Genomic DNA, 16,441 nt, shown 5'->3' with positions numbered 1-16,441 from the left:
GGATCGGCGCCGGGCGCCCCGGATGGCGCGAGGAGGACGGGAAGTTGCCGGTCGGCTTCTCCCGCGACCCCTCGGGACCGGACGTGACCGGGCGGACGCACCGCCCGGCGGCGGCCGTGAGGCGGGTCACGATTGGCGCCCGCGTGGCGGGGTACCGCGGTGGCAGTGGTCACAGGCCCCCGGGCCGGTACGACGGCGGGTAGTAGCGACCGGCCGCGGTGCGGCCCGCGGGGGCGGGGCGGGCGTCGCCGGGCGGGTGTCCACGACGACGGACCGTCGTAGGTCACACCGTTTGGGTCCGTCCGGCCGAGCGACTACACCGGAGTGGTCCCCGCCAGGGAGCCGTGCGGCTCCGCTGCGCACCGCCCCCTTCCGCGAGGTCCAGCCACCATGCCTTCGTTCTCCGACGCCACCCGTCGCATCGTCCGCACGGCCTCCGCCGGCACCGCCGCGGCCCTGCTCAACGCCCGTTCGCTGTCCTCCCGTGCACTGAACGGCGGCCTGCCGGGCACCACGGCGGGCTCGTTCTCGGGCGTCCGGGCGGCAGCCTCCCCGCTGCTGCGGAACCGGGCGAAGGTGGCCTCGGGCGGCGTCGCCGCGCTGGCGCTGGGCGCCCTGCTGCTGCCGGGCCACGCGGCCGCGCAGACGACCGTCCACCCGACGGTGCCGGGCAGCTCGGTGTTCTCCGCCTCCGCCGCCCCGCAGCAGGAGGGCCGGGTGGTCCAGGTGTCCGCGCCGACCACCTACAAGCAGCCGCGCTCGGCCTCCGCGCAGGACTCCGTGGCGGTGGCGCACAACCTCGCCCAGCCCCCGGCCGAGCAGCCCCAGCCCGCCGCCCAGCCGCAGCCCGAGCAGGCCCAGCCCGCGCAGCCCGCCCAGCAGGCGCAGCCGCAGCAGCAGGCCCAGCCCGCCCCGGCGCCGGCCCCGGCGCAGCCCGGCTGGTCCTCCCCCGCCCCGGGCGCGCCGACCAGCAACCCCTACCACAAGACCAACCACAGCTACGCGGCCGGCTTCCACACCGGTGTGGACTTCGCCGTCCGCCCGGGCACCCCGCTGGTCTCGGTGGGCGACGCCACCGTGGTGTCGGCCGGCTGGGCCGGCGCGTACGGCAACCAGGTCGTGCTGAAGCTGTCGGACGGTCACTTCGCCCAGTACGCGCACATGTCGAAGCTGGGTGTCCACGCGGGCCAGAAGGTGCACGCCGGGGACCGGGTCGGCCTGTCCGGCAACACCGGCAACTCGACCGGCCCGCACCTGCACTTCGAGATCCGCACCGCGAACCGGTACGGCGCCGTGATCGACCCGATCAAGTACCTCTCGGCGCACGGCGCGAGCAACTTCTGATCGCACCCCTCGCGGGAGGACCTGCCGCCGGGGCGGCCGTCAGGAGGCGGCCGCCCCGGCGGCTGCCGCATCGGCGGCGGAGATGCCGGACGCTATCTCCAGCGCGAGCTCGACGGCGGCCTCCATGGCCTCCGGCAGGGTGGCCGGCGGGGCCTCTGCGCAGGCGGCTGCGTGCTCGCCGGGCTCGCCGTGGTCCTGCTTGAGCAGGAAGAACGCCGAGTTGATCGAGAAGAGCGCCACGGTGGCGCGCAGCCGCTCCCGGAAGGTGGCGCCCGGGCCCTGGATGAGCCCGATCATCGCCAGCATCCGGTCCTTGAACTCGGAGCCGGCCGCGGACTCCCGCAGGGCGGGCTGGTTCTCGTGGAAGAAGCGGAGCAGCGGCGCACGGTCGGCCATGCCGGCGGCGAAGCGCCGGACGAGCTCGTCGCGGACCTCGGGGGACCAGGGCCGGTCGCGGCCCCAGGCGATCGCCTCGTCTATCGGCGCGGCCATCGACTCGACGATGCCGTGGACGATGTCGTCCTTGGTCTTGAAGTGGTAGTACAGCGCCGCCTTGGTCACGCCGAGGCGGTCGGCGATCTCGCGCAGCGAGGTCTTCTCGTACCCCTGTGAGGCGAAGAGTTCCAGGGCCACCTCGATGATGCGCGCTCGGGTGTCGCTGCGGGGGCTCTGGGTCGTACTCATCGGTGGATGGCCTGCCTCGTGGCTGCGGTGGGTGGCGGTGGCGCTCCGGTTCCGGCGCACCTCCAGGGTCCATTCTCCCTGCCCGGGGGCGGTCCGCCGAAACCGGCTTGACGTCCGGCTGGGGGACAACTTACCGTGCGACCCGACCGATAACTAGCCGGTCGACAAGTAAGTAAGCCGCGGACCACGCGGCCGAGCCGCTCCCGGGGAGATTCTCGATGTCACACCAGCAGGTAGAAAAAGCCGCGGACGGTCCCGCGGCCGACGCCGCGGGGGCGGTCGACGCCGTCCCCCGCTCGCCGCGCGAGATCCGGCTGGTGATGATCGGCCTCGTCGTCGCGATGCTGCTCGCCATGCTCGACAACCTGATCGTCGGCACCGCGATGCCGACCATCGTCGGTGAGCTCGGCGGCGCCGAGCACCTGTCGTGGGTGGTCACCGCCTACACGCTGGCGACCGCGGCCTCGACCCCCGTCTGGGGCAAGCTCGGCGACATGTTCGGCCGCAAGGGCACCTTCGTCCTGTCGATCGCGATCTTCCTGGCCGGTTCGGCGCTCTCCGGCCTGTCCGGCTCGATGGGCCAGCTGATCGCCTTCCGCGCCGTGCAGGGCCTCGGCGCCGGCGGCCTGATGGTCGGCGTGATGTCGATCATGGGTGCGCTCGTCCCGCCGCGCGACCGCGGCAAGTACCAGGGCATGTTCGCCGCGGTGATGGCGCTCGCCACCATCGGCGGCCCGCTGATCGGCGGCTTCATCACCGACCACCTGAGCTGGCGCTGGACGTTCTACATCAACCTGCCGCTCGGCGTGCTCGCGCTGGCCTTCATCGTGATCACCCTGAAGCTGCCCACCGTCCGCTCCACCGCCCGGATCGACTACCTGGGCGCGCTGCTGCTGACCGTCGGCATCACCTCGCTCGTCCTGGTCACCACCTGGGGCGGCTCGGAGTACGCCTGGGGCTCCAAGCAGATCCTGGGCCTCGGCGCACTGGCCGTCGCCACCCTGATCGGCTTCTGCTACGTCGAGCAGCGCGTCGAGGAGCCGATGCTGCCGCTGACGCTCTTCAAGAACCGCAACTTCACCCTGGTCTCGGTGATCGGCTTCATCGTCGGTTTCGCGATGTTCGGCGCGGTGACCTTCCTGCCGCTCTACCAGCAGACCGTGCAGGGCGCCTCGGCGACCAACTCCGGCCTGCTGCTGATGCCGATGATGTTCGGCATGCTGGTGATCTCGCTGGTGGTCGGCCAGGCCATCACCAAGACCGGCAAGTACCGGATCTACCCGATCATCGGCACCGCGGTGATGGCCGGCGGCTCGCTGCTGCTCTCCACCCTCGGCACCGAGACCAGCCGGTTCACCTCGGCCTGCTGGATGGTCGTGCTGGGCGCCGGCATGGGCTTCCTGATGCAGGTGACCATGCTGGTCGCGCAGAACAGCGTCGAGCTCAAGGACATGGGCGTGGCCTCCTCCACCGCCACGCTGTTCCGCACCATCGGCGGTTCGATCGGTGTCGCGCTGTTCGGCGCGCTCTTCAACCACCAGGTCACCGCGACCATGAAGGAGCGGCTCGGGAGCGCCGCCGGCGCGAAGAGCGCCAACCTCGGCCAGATGGGCCCGGGCGCGCTGCGCAAGATGGACGCCCCCATCCAGGACGCCTACCACCACGCCGTCGCCAACGGCATGCACACCGTGTTCCTGTGGGGCGCCGTGATCAGCCTGGTCGCGGTCGCCGCGGCGGTCTTCCTGCGCGAGGTGCCGCTGCGCAGCGGCGCGGCGCAGAAGCCGGAGACGCAGCTCGAAGCGGTCTGATCCCGTACGACGACAGGGCCCGCCCGGCACGTGCCGGGCGGGCCCTGTCCGTTGCTCCGGGCCGGTCAGCCCGGCAGCCGGTAGACACCCTGGGCGACGGGTTCGACCAGGCCGTCGGCGACCAGCCCGTCCAGCGCCCTGGCCCGTTGCACCGAGTCCGGCCAGACGGCGTCCAGCCGGGCCTGCGGCACCTCGCCGTGCGCCTCGCGCAGCACGGCGAGCAGCTTGCCGCGGACCTGGCGGTCGGTGCCCTCGTAGGTCTGCCCGCGGCGGGCCGGGCCCTCGTACGGCGGGCGGCCGGCCTTCTGCCAGGCGCACGCGGCGAACAGCGGGCAGTCGGCGCACTCGGGGCCGCGCGCGGTGCAGACCAGCGCGCCGAGCTCCATGACGGCGACCGCCCAGGTCGCCGCCCGGTCGTCGGCCTCGGGCAGGTACGCGGCGGCGGTGCGGCGCTCGGCGGCGGTGGTCGCCTGCGCCGGGTACTCGACGCCCGTCACCGCCCGGGCGAACACCCGGCGGACGTTGGTGTCCAGCACCACGTGGCGCTGCCGGAAGGCGAAGGAGGCCACGGCGGCCGCGGTGTACTCGCCGACGCCGGGCAGGGCCAGCAGCGCCGCGTGGTCCTCCGGCACCCGCCCGCCGTGCTGCTCGGTGATCGCCACCGCGGCGCCGTGCAGCCGCAGGGCGCGCCGCGGGTAGCCGAGCCGGCCCCACATCCGGACGGCCTCGCCGGGCGCGTCGGCGGCCAGGTCGGCGGGGGTGGGCCAGCGCTCCATCCAGGCCGCGTACGCGGGCAGCACCCGCTTCACCGGGGTCTGCTGGAGCATGAACTCGCTGACCATCACCGCCCACGGCGTGGCGGTCGGGTCCCGCCAGGGCAGATCACGGGCGTTGGCCTCGTACCAGCCGATGACGGCGGAGTGCAGTCGGGAGGGAGTGGCATTGATGGCAACCATGGCACTCCCGATCCTCCCACGCCGCCGGCGACGGCCGGACCGCGTCACCGGGCCGGGCTCGTGATCGTGGTCGTCGCGGTGCCTCAGAGGCCGAGGTCGTCCAACTCCTTGAGCAGTGCGGCCCGGGGGCTCCCGGGCAGGGCGCCGGCGGTGGCCGGGCCCGGGGCGGGCACCGTGCCGGCGGACACCGGCCCGCCGCCGGCGAGGGCGGCACGGGCGCCGCGGTCCCGCAGCAGCCAGGCGCCGAGCAGGCCGCCGACCAGCCCGCCGAGGTGTCCGAGCCAGCTCACGCCCGGGGTGCCGGGCACGGCGGTGGTGAGGATGTAGGCGAACGAGGCAGCCATCACCAGGCCGATCAGGCTGTCGATGAGGTTCCGGTCGATCAGGCCGCGCAGCACCACGTAGCCGAAGTAGCCGTAGATCAGCCCGCTGGCGCCGACCGTCACCACCTGCTCGCGTTCGAAGAACCAGACCGCGGCCCCGCTGGTCAGCGCCACCAGCAGGGTCAGACCGAGGAACTTCCGCACCCCGCGGTACGCGGCGAGGAAGCCGAAGACGAAGAGCGGGCCCGAATTGCTCTCCACGTGCTGCCAGTTCACGTGCAGCAGCGGGGCCGCGAGCACGTCGGGGAGCCGTTCGAGCCGGTGCGAACGGATGCCGAAGTCGAGGGTGAGCGCGTAGTCGCCGAGCCAGTTGGCCAGTTGCAGGGCCCACACCGTGCAGAGGAAGGCGAACATCACGAAGAACGCCCGCCGCGCCTCGGCGACGGTCCGGGCCGGGTCGGGTTCGGTGCGCTGCTCGGTCGGCATGACGCGACTATAGGGGGCCGCGGAGGGCCGGGACAGGCCCTCGGACCGGCCTGAACCGCCCTCGCCCGTCCGGAGCAAATGGCGGATCATGTGAAGGAAGTGATCCCCGTACAGTGTTGATGCATCAACGGGTGCACACAGTCTCGTAGAGTTTGCGCGTGCCCTCTCTGCGTCAACCCGTGGGACCGTTGCCCGCCTCGATCTACTGGCGACGGCGTCTTGTCGTGCTCGCCGCGCTGGCCGTGGTCGCCGCGCTGGTGCTCTGGCTCCTCGCCGGATCGGGCGACGGCGGGCAGGGGCAGAAGAAGAGCGCACAGGCGGCCCCGGCCCAGTCGATCACACCCGGCGCCAGCCCGTCCGGCTCCGCGATCACCTCGCGCCCCGGCGGCACCGGCGGCTCGACCGGCGGCGCGGCGACCGGCGGCAGCAACTCCTCCGGGGACGTCAGCCTGTCCACCGGCGGTACCGGCAGCGGCAGTTCGGACGGCACCGGCAGCACCGCGGGCGGCACGGACGGCTCCGCGGCCGGCGGCACCGGCAGCGGCGGAACGGGCGGCGGCCAGCCGCCGACCAACACCTCCGAGGTGATGGCCCTGCCCGCCTGCGCGGCCTCCCAGGTCTCGCTGGAGCTGGCGAGCGGCCTCAACTCGTACACCACCAAGGTCAAGCCGCGGTTCTCGCTGACCGTCCGCAACACCTCGGGCACCGGCTGCCGGGTGGACCTCGGCCGCACCGCCTCGACGCTGACCGTCACCGCCAGCAGCGGCGAGCGGGTCTGGTCGTCCGGCGACTGCCCGGCGAGCCGGCAGGCGACCTGGGTGCAGCTGGCGGCCGGCGCCGGGCTCACCGAGAACTTCACCTGGAGCCGCAACCGCAGCAAGCCGCAGTGCGCCTCCGCCGACGGCACGCAGGCCGGCTCCGGCAACTACCTCGTCCAGGCCGACCTGACCGGCCCGTCCGGCGGCCCGGTCTCGGCCCGGACGTCCATCCGCCTGGAGGACTGACCCCCGGCACCCGGACGGCCCGCCCCCGACACCTCGGAGGCGGGCCGTTCCGTACGGTCGCGGGACCCTGCACGGCGGTTTTCGGCCGTGCCGGCGCCGCGCGGCGTGACGGGCGTGTGTCGGCCGTCCGACGCGGCGTCACGCCCGGATGTCGTCGGCGGCGGTGTGCACCGGTACGTCCGGGTTCGCGGGCCCGAATGCTGCACGCCTGTGTGAAGCCTGTGCGGTGTCGGGAAAGCCTCTTTGTCGCGGACCTGCCGGACGGCAGAGTGGTGGCAGCAGCCGGCCCGTCCGCCCCACCGGACGGGCCGGTGGTGCTCCGGGCCGCGGCGGGCCCGCCGGGCGTCAGACGTAGCGCTCCAGGATCGACGACTCGGCGAGGCGGGACAGCCCCTCGCGCACCGAGCGGGCCCGGGTCTCGCCGACGCCCTCGACCGTCTGCAGGTCGTCGATGCTGGCCGCCAGCAGCTTCTGCAAGCCGCCGAAGTGCTCCACCAGGCGCTCGATCACGGTGTTCGGCAACCGGGGGACCTTGGCCAGCAGCCGGTAGCCGCGCGGCGAGACCGCCGAGTCCAGCGACTCCAGCGAGCCCGAGTAGCCGAGCGCCTTGACCACCGTCTGCAGGTCGAGCAGTTCGGCGTGGGTGAGCGCCTCCAGGTCGGCGAGCACCTCGGTGACGGTGCGGCCCTTCTTGGCGGCCCGCTCCGGGAAGTAGTCCCGGGCGACGAGCTCGCGCTCCGGCTCGACGCCGGCGATCAGCTCGTCCAACTGCAGCGAGAGCAGCCGGCCGTCGGTGCCGAGCTCCAGCACGTAGCCGGCGATCTCGGCGGCGATCAGGCGGACCATCTCCAGCCGCTGGACGACGGCGGCCACGTCGCGGACGGTCACCAGGTCCTCGATCTCCAGCGCGGAGAGCGTGCCGGCGACCTCGTCCAGCCGGAGCTTGTACCGCTCCAGGGTGGCGAGCGCCTGGTTGGCCCGGGAGAGGACGGTGGTGGAGTCCTCCAGCACCCGGCGGGAGCCGTTGACGTACATCGCGATCAGCCGCATCGAGTGCGAGACGGCGACCACCGGGAACCCGGTCTGCCGGTTCACCCGCTCGGCGGTGCGGTGGCGGGTGCCGGTCTCGTCGGTCGGGATCGCGGAGTCCGGCATCAGGTGCACCCCGGCGCGGACGATCTTGGTGATGTCCTTGTCCAGGATCACCGCGCCGTCGAGCTTGCACAGCTCGCGCAGCCGGGTGGCGGTGAACTCGACGTCGAGCACGAAACCGCCGGTGCAGAGCGACTCCACGCTCTTGTCGAAGCCCAGCACGATGAGCCCGCCGGTGTTGGCCCGCAGCACGCGCTCCAGGCCGTCCCGCAGCGCCGTGCCGGGCGCGATCGCAGTGAGGGAAGCCCGCAGCAGGGCCTCCTCGCGGGGGGACCTGTCCGCCCGGTCGCTGGCTGCCACGTGACTCCTCCGGTCGAGCCGGACCGCGTGGCGCGGCGCCCGACGGTCTCTCGCTTATTACTGCACCGATTACCGATTGCCCATTAGACAGGGCAAAGTCTAACTGCGTGCGGCAATAGCGGGGCCGGAGTCAGCCGAGTTCGTCCGCTCCGACCGGCTCCCAGCCGTCCATCAGCTCGTCCGGGTGGGCCGGGACGTAGGCCTGCAGGGCCGCCCGCGCCGGGTCGCCGGCACCGCCCCGGGGAGCGGCGGCGGGCGGTGCGGACGGCTCCTGTCGGGGCCGGGCGGAGCGGCGGCGGCCCGGGATCGCCCGCAGCGCCTCGCCGATGTCCGAGACCTCCACGACCTTCATCCCCGACGGCACCTTGCCCGGGTCCGGCGGGACGAGCGCGTGGGTGAAGCCCAGCCGGTGCGCCTCGGCCAGCCGTCGCTGGACACCCGTCACCCGGCGCACCTCGCCCGCCAGCCCGACCTCGCCGATGGCGACCAGGTTGCTCGGCAGCGGGGTGTCGGAGGAGGAGCTGGCCACCGCCAGGGCGATGGCGAGGTCCGCGGAGGGCTCGGTGAGCTTCACGCCGCCGACCGTCGCGGTGTAGATGTCCTGCTTGCCCAGCTTCACCCCGCCGTGGCGCTCGACCACCGCCAGGATCATCGCGATGCGCGGCGACTCCAGGCCGGAGGTCGTCCGGCGCGGCGAGGGGATCTGCGAATCCACCATCAGCGCCTGCACCTCGGCGACCAGCGGGCGGCGGCCCTCCAGGGTGACGGTCAGGCAGGTGCCCGGCACCGGCTTGTCACGCCTGGTCAGGAAGAGCCCGGACGGATCGGCCAGCCCGGCGATCCCCTCGTCGTGCAGCTCGAAGCAGCCGACCTCGTCGGTGGCCCCGTAACGGTTCTTGACCCCGCGGATGATCCGCAGCCGGGCGTGCCGGTCGCCCTCGAAGCTCAGCACCACGTCGACCAGGTGCTCCAGCAGGCGCGGGCCGGCGATCTGACCGTCCTTGGTGACGTGGCCGACCAGCAGAGTCGCCATGCCGCGCTCCTTGGAGGCCCTGATCAGCGCGTTCGCCACCTCGCGGACCTGGGCCGGGCCGCCGGGCGCGCCGTCCAGCTCGGCGGAGGCGATGGTCTGCACCGAGTCGAGGATCAGCAGCCCCGGGTTCACCGCGTCGATGTGCCCGAGCACCGCCCCGAGGTCCGACTCGGCGGCCAGGTAGAGGTGCTCGGAGAGCGCGTTGATCCGGTCGGCGCGCAGCCGGACCTGCCCCGCCGACTCCTCGCCGGTGACGTACAGGGTGCGGTGCCGGTCGCTCGCCGCCTTGGCGGCCACGTCCAGCAGCAGGGTGGACTTGCCGACGCCGGGCTCGCCGGCGAGCAGGACGACGGCGCCGGGCACCAGCCCGCCGCCGAGCACCCGGTCCAGCTCCGGCACGCCGGTGGTGCGGGCGGTCGCGACCTGGCCGTCGACCTGGCCGATCGGCTTCGCCGGGGAGCTGACCGGGCCGGCCGCGGTCGTCCGCAGCGGGACGGCGCCGTACTCCTCGACCGTGCCCCAGGAGTTGCACTCCGGGCAGCGGCCCACCCACTTGGGGAGCTGGTTGCCGCACTCGGTGCAGCGGTACGCCGGGCGCGGCTTGGCGGTGGTCTTGGTGCGGGCTGCCATGCGGCCAACCGTAGCCGGTGGGTCCGACAACGCGGGCCGCTCCGCCCGCGGCGGTCCGGCCGCGGTCCGGCCGCGGTCCGGCCGGAGCCGCTCCGCGGGGCCGCGGAGGCCCTCCCGGAGCCAGGGGGGGCGTGGAGCATCCGGGCGGCGCGCGGGCCCGGTGCACGCGGGGTCACGGGTCGGCCGGTGCTGTTACCCGAAAGAAGTACAAGCGCCGGGAAACCACCGGACCGGGCGAATCCCGTCCCTACCGTCGAAGCCGTGACGAGCTTGCTTGAGAGCCCGGTGGCCGCCACCGGGGCACCACCGGTACTGCGCGCCTATGGGCAGCACGTGGACGGCCTGTTCACCTACTGCCTCTCCGTCCTGTGCGAGCACGACGCCGCCGTGGCCGCCGTCGCCGAGGTCCGCGACCTGGCGCTGCGGCACGGCGCCCGGCTCGCCGACCCGGCGCTCCGCCGGGCCTGGCTGTACGCCCTGGCCCGGCACTGCTGCCTGCGACGCCTGGAGTCCGGGGCCGACGCCGCCTTCGCCGGCGTCCCCGTGCGGGAGCCCGCGCCGACGTCCGGCCAGCGCCCGGCCGGGGCGTCCGCGCCCGTCGGGAAGCTGCGCGCCGGGCGGGCCGCGACGGGTGCCCGCGCCGCGGGCGGGCGGTCCTCCGGGGCACGGTCCGCGGGCGCGGTGAACACCCCGCGCACCACGGGCGCGCCCGGGACCACCGGCACCACGGGTACGGCGGCGGCCCCGGGCGGGATCGCCCCGGCCCGCGCGGCCGGGCCCGCGGTGCTCGCCCAGCGCCGCGAGGAGCTCGCCCGGCTGGCCTGGCCGGAGGCGGCCGGCACCGGCCCCGAGCAGCGCGAGGCGCTGGAGCTGGCGGTCCGTCACGGGCTGGCCGCGGAGGAGGTCGCGGCGGTCCTGGCCGTGCCGCTGCCGGCCGCCGAGGAACTGCTGGAGACGGCCGCGGCCGAGGTCGGGCGCACCCGAGCGGCCCTGCTGGTGCTCGCGGCGGGCGGCTGCCCGGAGCTCGCCCAGCTCGGCGGGACGGGCGCGGAGGGCCGCAGCGGCTGGGTGCTCGGCCCGGCGCTCCGCCGCGAACTGGTGCAGCACGTGGTGGACTGTCCGACCTGCCGGGGCACCACGGAGCGGGTGGCGGCCGGGCCACAGCCCGGTCCGGCCGACCTGGCGGGGACGGCGGGCCTGCCGCTGCTGCCGGCGCCGGTGACCGTACGGGTGGCGACCACCGCGGCCCAGGTCCCGGGCGGTGCGGCGGGTGCGGCCTTCCTGGCGGGTGCCGCAGCCGGCCGGCGGCTGGCCGCGGCACCCGTGCAGGGTCCGGCGGCGATCCGCTTCGACCAGCGCGGCTTCCCGCGGCACCGGGCCCCCTCCGCGGGGCTGGCCCTGGTGCGGCAGCGGGTGGTGACCACGGGCGTCCTGGCGGCCGTCCTGACGGCGCCGGTGGTGGCTCTGTGGGCGGCGTACCGCGGCGGCGGCGAGAACGTCGGCTCGGCCTCCCCGGTGTCCTCCGTCCGGGTGGACTCGCCGGGGCTCTCCCCGGACGCGGCCACGACCGAGCAGCCGAACGGCGGGGATGCCGGCACCAACGGCAGCAGTGAGCGGAACGGCGGCGCGCAGGAGAGCCTGCAGCTGGCCGGGGCGCAGGCTGCAGAAACGTTGCTGCCGGTGGTCGAGGGCGCGGCCGTCCCGGTGCCCTCGCACGGCTCCCACGCGCTGGCGGCCGCCGAGGTCGTCCCGGTGCCGCCGGTGCAGCCCGCGCGGCCGGGGCAGCTCACGGTGGAGGCCAGCGAGTGGGGCAACCGCACGGTGGTCACCCTCACCAACTCCGGCGGCACCGCCCTCCACTGGCACGCCGTGGTCGAGGTGGACTGGCTGCGCCTGAGCCGGGACGAGGGCACCCTGGAGCCCGGCCAGCGGGTCACCGTGACGGTGACGGTGGACGAGGATCGCGCCCCGGCCGGGCACTGGACGGCGAAGATCGCGCTGCCGCCGTCCCGGGCCGTGGTCACCCTGGAGGGCGGGCCCGTCCAACGCGGCGGAGGTCCGGACGGCCCCTCGGACAGCGGCTCACCCGCCCCCGGAACGCCTACCGGCACGTCCGGCGGCACCCCCACCGGTACGTCCACCGGTACGTCCGGCGCGGGCTCGGGCGGTACCGGATCCGGCGGCGGCCCGTCCGGGCCCGGCGGCAGCCGGGGCCCGGAGCCGAGCAGTACGGGCAGTGCAAGCAGTGCAGGCAGCACGGGCGGCACCGGTGGCGGTGGGTCGGGCGGTGCGTCCGCTCCTGCCGGTGACGGCTCGGCGCCGTCCGCCGGAGGTTCCGGGCCGGCCCACGGCAGCGATCCCGCCCCGGGTCGGGACAGCGCTCCTCCGCCGCACTCCGGCGGCGCCACCACCCCGTAGGCCGCGGCCCGGCACGGGGCCGTCCCCGCCGCGCCGGGCGGTCGGTGGCGTGCGGTCAGCGTTTCGGGGTGTCAGTGTCGTCCACCGCGCGGTCCCAGACCGGGTCGGCGGCGATCACCCGGAGCTGGTCGACCGTGAGCGGCGGGTCGGTGCGGCTGGTGGTCTCGCCGGCCTCGGAGGAGTTCCACTCGGTGACCGACACCCGCTTGCCGGACGGGGTCGCGAGCAGGCACCACCAGGACTTGGCCCCGGTGTCGGCGTAGCCGGACTTCCAGGTCATCAGGGCGGAGCCGTCGGGCAGCGCGGCCCGGTCGCAGGTGACCTCGGAGTGCCGGGGCTCGGGGCAGGCGGTGGACTGCAGCACCGTCCGTACGGTGTCGTGCCAGACCACCGTCCGGACGCCGGCCCGACCGTGGCCGTCGTCCACGGTGATCTCCACCAGGGGCGCCGTTCCGGCTTCGGTGGAACCGGCCGTCCCGGTGCCGCGGACGTCGACGATCCGCCAGCCGTCCAGGTGCGGTCTGAGTGCCGCCACCATCTCCTGGTCGGTCATGCCCGAGGCGGCGGAGTCCGCGGCCGTCGGGTTCGACCGGCCGGCGCCGCCGGGGACGGGCACCAGCAGGGCCCCGCCGCCCGCGATGACGGCCAGCGCCGCCGTCCCTCCGACGATGGCCGCGGTCCGACGGCGGCGCAGGGCCCGGCCGCGTTCCACCGCGGCGAGCACGATCTGCGGGCGGTCGGCCAGGAAGCCGTCACCGGCCTCCCGGAAGAGCTGGACGAGCTCCTCCTCGGGGAGTGGCTCGGGTGAGTCGGACATGGCTGGTTCACCGTCTCTGCAGTCGGATCGGGTGGTTCTCGATGGTCGGGCGGAGTGGTCGTGCGGTGTGGTCGTAGGGGGTGTTCGGGCAGCGCGGTGCTCGGGCCGGGGCCGGGCACCGTCAGCGCAGGGCGAGGTCGGGGAGGGCGTCGCCGATCAGGGCCCGCAGCCGGGTGAGCGCCCGTGAGGTCTGTGTCCGGACCGCACCCGGACTCGACTCCAACAGATCCGCGGTCTCCTCGACGCTGACGTCCTCCCAGTAGCGGAGCACCAGCACGGCGCGGTCCCGCGGCGAGAGCCGGGCGAGCGCCTCGATCAGGGTGACCCGCAGCGAGGAGTCCCCGGTCGGAGCGGCCCGGTCCGGCAGGTCCCCGACCGGGCGCTCGGAGCTGCTGCGGCGCCGGATGTGCGAGAGGAACAGGCGGTAGAGCACGCCCTGGGCGTAGGCGGCGGGGTTGTCGATCCGCCGGGTGCCCGGACGCCAGCCGCCGGTGCGCCAGACCGCGTACATCCGGCCGAGGGTCTCCTGGACGAGGTCCTCGGCGAGGTGGGTGTCACCGCCCGTCAGCAGGCAGGCGGAACGGTAGAGATGGTTCGATCGGGTCGCCGCGAACTCCAGGAACTCGTCGTCCCTGCCGCCGCGCCCCGGCCCTTCCCCGGCCATGCCCGTCCCCTCCTCCCCTGTCGCCGCCGTGCGCCTCCTCCTGTAGGACGCGGCGGGCACGGCACGGCGTTACAGCCTGCACGCCATTCTCCGGACGGCCGTGCGCAGGGGGCGGACCGGGCGCGACGACGGGCGGCAGTCGGTGGTCAGCGGTCGGCGATCAGCGGGGGTCGCTGCCAGCGGCCGTCGAGGACGGTGGGCTCGGGGCCGTACGCCCGGAGCACCACCATGAACGGTCCGGCCGGTACGGGCAGCCAGTTGGCCGACGCGCCCGGCTCCTCGGGGCGTTCGTGGCGCAGGCGGAGGGTCAGGCCGCCGTCCTCGTCGGCGAGGAGGCCGGGGGTGCGGTCGCCGATCGCGTACCGGCCGATCGGGTTGGCGACCAGCCACCGGTCGGGCAGCCCGTAGACGGTGACGGACCAGAAGTACCGGGCGGGCGGGCGGCTGCCGGGCGGGAAGCGGAGGGTGTAGGAGCGGGCGGAACCGTCCAGCGGGCGGCCGTACTCGCCGAACTCCCCGAACTCGGCGTCCACGTCGAATCCGGCGTCCTCCGCGACGTCGACGTCCCCGGTGTCCCCGGTGTGCCCGGTGTCCTCGGCGTGCCCGGCATCGTGGCCGTCTCCGGTGGCGCCCTCCTCCGCGGAGCCGTCGTCGGTGGTCCAGCCGGTGTACCAGACCTCCTCGACCGGCAGTCCGTACAGGCCGCGCTGCACGCCGATCGCCCGCCCGAGGTGGTCGGTGCCGAGCTGGGCCCGCGTCCCGAAGAGGGCGGTGGAGCCGTGGCTCCCGGCGACCGCCGCGCCCAGCCGGGTCCGGGCGTCGGCGATGCCCGCCGCCATCGCCGCACGGATCTCCAGGGGCAGCGCGGCCGGTTCGAAGTCACCGGTTCCGACACCGAGTTCGGCGAGGCGGCGGCGCAGGTCGGCATCGGCCGGCAGCACCGGGAAGAAGCCGAGCAGGAAGTCCAGGAAGGAGAAGAACTCCAGGCTGTCGAGGACCTCCTCGCGCCAGACCGGCCAGACCGGGTCGGGCGCGGGCGGCGGCGGTTCGGTGCCCAGGTGGGCGCTCAGCGGGCGCAGCCGGTAGCCGGCCTGGACCTGCTCCAGCGCGGGGACGTCCTCGGGGCCGGCCAGGTGGGTCCGTCCGACGATGCCGACCAGCCGGGTGTCGGCCTGCAGGACGCCGTCGAAGCCCTCCGCGGACGTGCCGCGGTGGTCCGGGCCGAGGACGAGGTGGCGGCCGGCGCCGTTGCCGGTGGTGCGGGTGCCCACGAAGCCGACGTAGCAGGTATCGAGGTCGTGCAGGGGCAGTACGTGGTAGCGGTCCGCGGCCGGGACCTCCAGCACCCACGGCTCGGTCCGCAGGTCGAGCCAGGCCAGCGAGTACGGGGTGTCGCCGTCGGGGGTGACCAGGTCGGTGTCGGCCGGGGTGCCGGAGTGCGGGTAGTGGCGGAAGACGCCGAAGCCGCCGACATGGCGGGGGTCCGCGTCGTCGACGGCCCGGGCGTAGAGCGTCCGGTAGTTCTCCAGCATCGGCAGCCCCCAGATCCAGGCCTCCGCCGCCGTGCCCCGCACCGTGGCCTCGTCCACCAGGACCGGATTACCCATGCCGCCACACTCCCGTCGGACAAATCGGTACGGAGTGAGACTAATGACCCGTCGGACCCGCCGGCAGCCGACGATGCCGCCCGCTCCGCCAGGAGTGAACGCCCGTGTACGGACGGAGCGGGCCGGAGAGGGTCAGCGGTATGAACATCCTCATGCTCGGCGGCTCGTCCTTCCTCGGACGGGCCTACGTCTCGGACGCCCTGGCCCGCGGTCACCGGGTCACCACCTTCAACCGCGGCATCACCGGGCCGGACCGCCCCGGGGTCGAGGCCGTGCACGGCGACCGGACCAGACCGGAGGACCTCGCCCGGCTCGTGGACGGCCGCAGCTGGGACGCCGTCGTCGACACCTCCGGCCAGCAGCCGCACGCCGTCGCCGCGGCCGCCCGGGCGCTGCGCGGCCGGGCCGGCCACTACAGCTTCGTCTCCTCCGTCCACGCCTTCTCCGACTGGCCGGGCAAGCCGGTCGACGAGACCTCCGCCACCTTCGACTGCCCGGCCGACACCCCGCCGGACCAGCCGCCCGCCAACGCGCTGAAGGCGGGCTGCGAGCGCGCCGTGACGGAAAACTTCGGCGACGACTCCACCCTGCTCAACTGCGGCTTGCTGATCGGCCCGCACGAGAACGTCGGCCGGCTGCTCTGGTGGCTGGAGCGGATCGCCCGCGGCGGGCAGGTGATCCTCCCCGGCGACCCCGACCGCGCCATGCAGCTGATCGACGCCCGCGACTTCGCCGCCTTCGGACTCGGCCTGCTGGAACAGGGCCGGACCGGCCGGTACATCACCACCGGGCCGGCCGGCGGGACCACCATGGGCGGCTTCCTGCGCGCCTGCGCCGAAGCCACCGGATCCGACGCCGAGTTCGTCCCGGTCGACGACGAGGTGCTGCTCGCCGCCGAGGTCGCGCCGTGGACGGAACTGCCGCTGTGGACGCCCGGCCAGCCCGACTGGGCGGGCATCTGGCAGGCCGACACCACCCGCGGCCGGGAGGCCGGTCTGCGCAACCGCCCGGTCGAGGAGACCGTCCGCGACACCTGGGCCTGGCTCGGACGGCGCGGCCCCCGCGACACCCCGTACACCCAGGGTGGTACACCCCTGGGCATCCCCGAGGAGAAGGAGCGGATGCTCCTCGCCCACGCGGCCGGGGCACCGGGTACGGACGGGAGCGCCTGAGGGCCGCACCGCCGCCCTACCTCTGTTGCCCCTGCCCCCGCTG

13 protein-coding genes are annotated in these 16,441 nt (G+C 74.8%); 5 read left to right on the top strand and 8 right to left on the bottom strand.

The features are described from left to right. Window positions 1-390: 390 nt before the first annotated feature. Entirely contained in the window at window positions 391-1,344 is a 954-nt protein-coding gene (locus IE98_RS50055) for a M23 family metallopeptidase (RefSeq protein WP_052390385.1), read from the top strand. A gap of 39 nt (window positions 1,345-1,383) precedes the next feature. Here the strand turns inward: IE98_RS50055 and IE98_RS0110670 are convergent, their stop codons facing one another. After that, window positions 1,384-2,028 (bottom strand): TetR/AcrR family transcriptional regulator, encoded by a 645-nt coding sequence (locus IE98_RS0110670; protein ID WP_078660922.1) that lies wholly within the window; start codon window positions 2,026-2,028, stop codon window positions 1,384-1,386. Between the two features lie 218 nt (window positions 2,029-2,246). On the opposite strand from IE98_RS0110670, the gene IE98_RS0110665 reads away from it, so the two are divergent. Then, window positions 2,247-3,836: an MDR family MFS transporter gene (locus IE98_RS0110665; protein WP_078660912.1), complete on the top strand. Its 1,590-nt coding sequence runs from the start codon at window positions 2,247-2,249 to the stop codon at window positions 3,834-3,836. A gap of 65 nt (window positions 3,837-3,901) precedes the next feature. Here the strand turns inward: IE98_RS0110665 and IE98_RS0110660 are convergent, their stop codons facing one another. Both IE98_RS0110660 and IE98_RS0110655 read right to left on the bottom strand, forming a co-directional pair. Continuing rightward, window positions 3,902-4,792, bottom strand: coding sequence for an A/G-specific adenine glycosylase (locus IE98_RS0110660; protein WP_043173925.1), 891 nt, complete (start codon window positions 4,790-4,792; stop codon window positions 3,902-3,904). Window positions 4,793-4,875: 83 nt separating this feature from the next. Beyond that, entirely contained in the window at window positions 4,876-5,601 is a 726-nt protein-coding gene (locus IE98_RS0110655) for a rhomboid family intramembrane serine protease (RefSeq protein ID WP_030267791.1), read from the bottom strand. Between the two features lie 179 nt (window positions 5,602-5,780). On the opposite strand from IE98_RS0110655, the gene IE98_RS0110650 reads away from it, so the two are divergent. Then, complete coding sequence (locus tag IE98_RS0110650; protein WP_159400876.1) at window positions 5,781-6,605, top strand: hypothetical protein; 825 nt, start codon at window positions 5,781-5,783, stop codon at window positions 6,603-6,605. 345 nt (window positions 6,606-6,950) lie between these two features. Here the strand turns inward: IE98_RS0110650 and disA are convergent, their stop codons facing one another. Next, window positions 6,951-8,009 carry a DNA integrity scanning diadenylate cyclase DisA gene (disA, locus tag IE98_RS0110645; RefSeq protein WP_030267789.1) on the bottom strand — a complete coding sequence of 353 codons (1,059 nt, stop codon included), beginning with the start codon at window positions 8,007-8,009 and terminating at the stop codon, window positions 6,951-6,953. Between the two features lie 178 nt (window positions 8,010-8,187). Continuing rightward, complete coding sequence (gene radA / locus IE98_RS0110640) at window positions 8,188-9,720, bottom strand: DNA repair protein RadA (RefSeq protein WP_030267788.1); 1,533 nt, start codon at window positions 9,718-9,720, stop codon at window positions 8,188-8,190. Window positions 9,721-9,981: 261 nt separating this feature from the next. On the opposite strand from radA, the gene IE98_RS42295 reads away from it, so the two are divergent. After that, window positions 9,982-12,138: a BACON domain-containing protein gene (locus IE98_RS42295; RefSeq protein WP_159400875.1), complete on the top strand. Its 2,157-nt coding sequence runs from the start codon at window positions 9,982-9,984 to the stop codon at window positions 12,136-12,138. A 55-nt stretch (window positions 12,139-12,193) separates the two neighbouring features. Here IE98_RS42295 and IE98_RS0110630 read toward each other — a convergent pair whose 3' ends face one another. The 3 genes from IE98_RS0110630 to IE98_RS42290 form a co-directional block, all read right to left on the bottom strand. After that, window positions 12,194-12,955 (bottom strand): hypothetical protein, encoded by a 762-nt coding sequence (locus IE98_RS0110630; RefSeq protein WP_030267786.1) that lies wholly within the window; start codon window positions 12,953-12,955, stop codon window positions 12,194-12,196. Between the two features lie 121 nt (window positions 12,956-13,076). Next, on the bottom strand, window positions 13,077-13,619 hold the full coding sequence (locus tag IE98_RS0110625) for a SigE family RNA polymerase sigma factor (RefSeq protein ID WP_030267785.1): 543 nt from the start codon (window positions 13,617-13,619) through the stop codon (window positions 13,077-13,079). A gap of 146 nt (window positions 13,620-13,765) precedes the next feature. Further along, window positions 13,766-15,226, bottom strand: a complete 1,461-nt coding sequence (locus IE98_RS42290) for a DUF1254 domain-containing protein (RefSeq protein ID WP_043173895.1) — start codon at window positions 15,224-15,226, stop codon at window positions 13,766-13,768. Between the two features lie 140 nt (window positions 15,227-15,366). Between IE98_RS42290 and IE98_RS0110615 the strand changes: the two genes are divergently transcribed. Continuing rightward, a complete protein-coding gene (locus tag IE98_RS0110615) occupies window positions 15,367-16,398 on the top strand; it encodes an NAD-dependent epimerase/dehydratase family protein (RefSeq protein WP_030267783.1) in 1,032 nt (343 codons plus the stop codon). Window positions 16,399-16,441 lie beyond the last annotated feature (43 nt).

Source organism: Streptomyces sp. NRRL B-24484, assembly GCF_000717715.1.
GTDB lineage: Bacteria > Actinomycetota > Actinomycetes > Streptomycetales > Streptomycetaceae > Kitasatospora.
The sequence above is the reverse complement of the archived record's forward strand: the minus strand, read 5'-3'. Positions and strand labels throughout refer to the sequence as shown.

Bases quoted from the DNA above. Each gene is read 5' to 3' on its own strand.
- IE98_RS50055 (WP_052390385.1), top strand. From the start codon at position 391: ATGCCTTCGTTCTCCGACGCCACCCGTCGCATCGTCCGCACGGCCTCC.
- IE98_RS0110615 (WP_030267783.1), top strand. From the start codon at position 15,367: ATGAACATCCTCATGCTCGGCGGCTCGTCCTTCCTCGGACGGGCCTAC.
- IE98_RS0110670 (WP_078660922.1), bottom strand. From the start codon at position 2,028: ATGAGTACGACCCAGAGCCCCCGCAGCGACACCCGAGCGCGCATCATC.
- IE98_RS42290 (WP_043173895.1), bottom strand. From the start codon at position 15,226: ATGGGTAATCCGGTCCTGGTGGACGAGGCCACGGTGCGGGGCACGGCG.
- IE98_RS0110655 (WP_030267791.1), bottom strand. From the start codon at position 5,601: ATGCCGACCGAGCAGCGCACCGAACCCGACCCGGCCCGGACCGTCGCC.
- radA (WP_030267788.1), bottom strand. From the start codon at position 9,720: ATGGCAGCCCGCACCAAGACCACCGCCAAGCCGCGCCCGGCGTACCGC.
- IE98_RS0110665 (WP_078660912.1), top strand. From the start codon at position 2,247: ATGTCACACCAGCAGGTAGAAAAAGCCGCGGACGGTCCCGCGGCCGAC.
- IE98_RS0110630 (WP_030267786.1), bottom strand. From the start codon at position 12,955: ATGTCCGACTCACCCGAGCCACTCCCCGAGGAGGAGCTCGTCCAGCTC.
- IE98_RS0110660 (WP_043173925.1), bottom strand. From the start codon at position 4,792: ATGGTTGCCATCAATGCCACTCCCTCCCGACTGCACTCCGCCGTCATC.
- IE98_RS0110625 (WP_030267785.1), bottom strand. From the start codon at position 13,619: ATGGCCGGGGAAGGGCCGGGGCGCGGCGGCAGGGACGACGAGTTCCTG.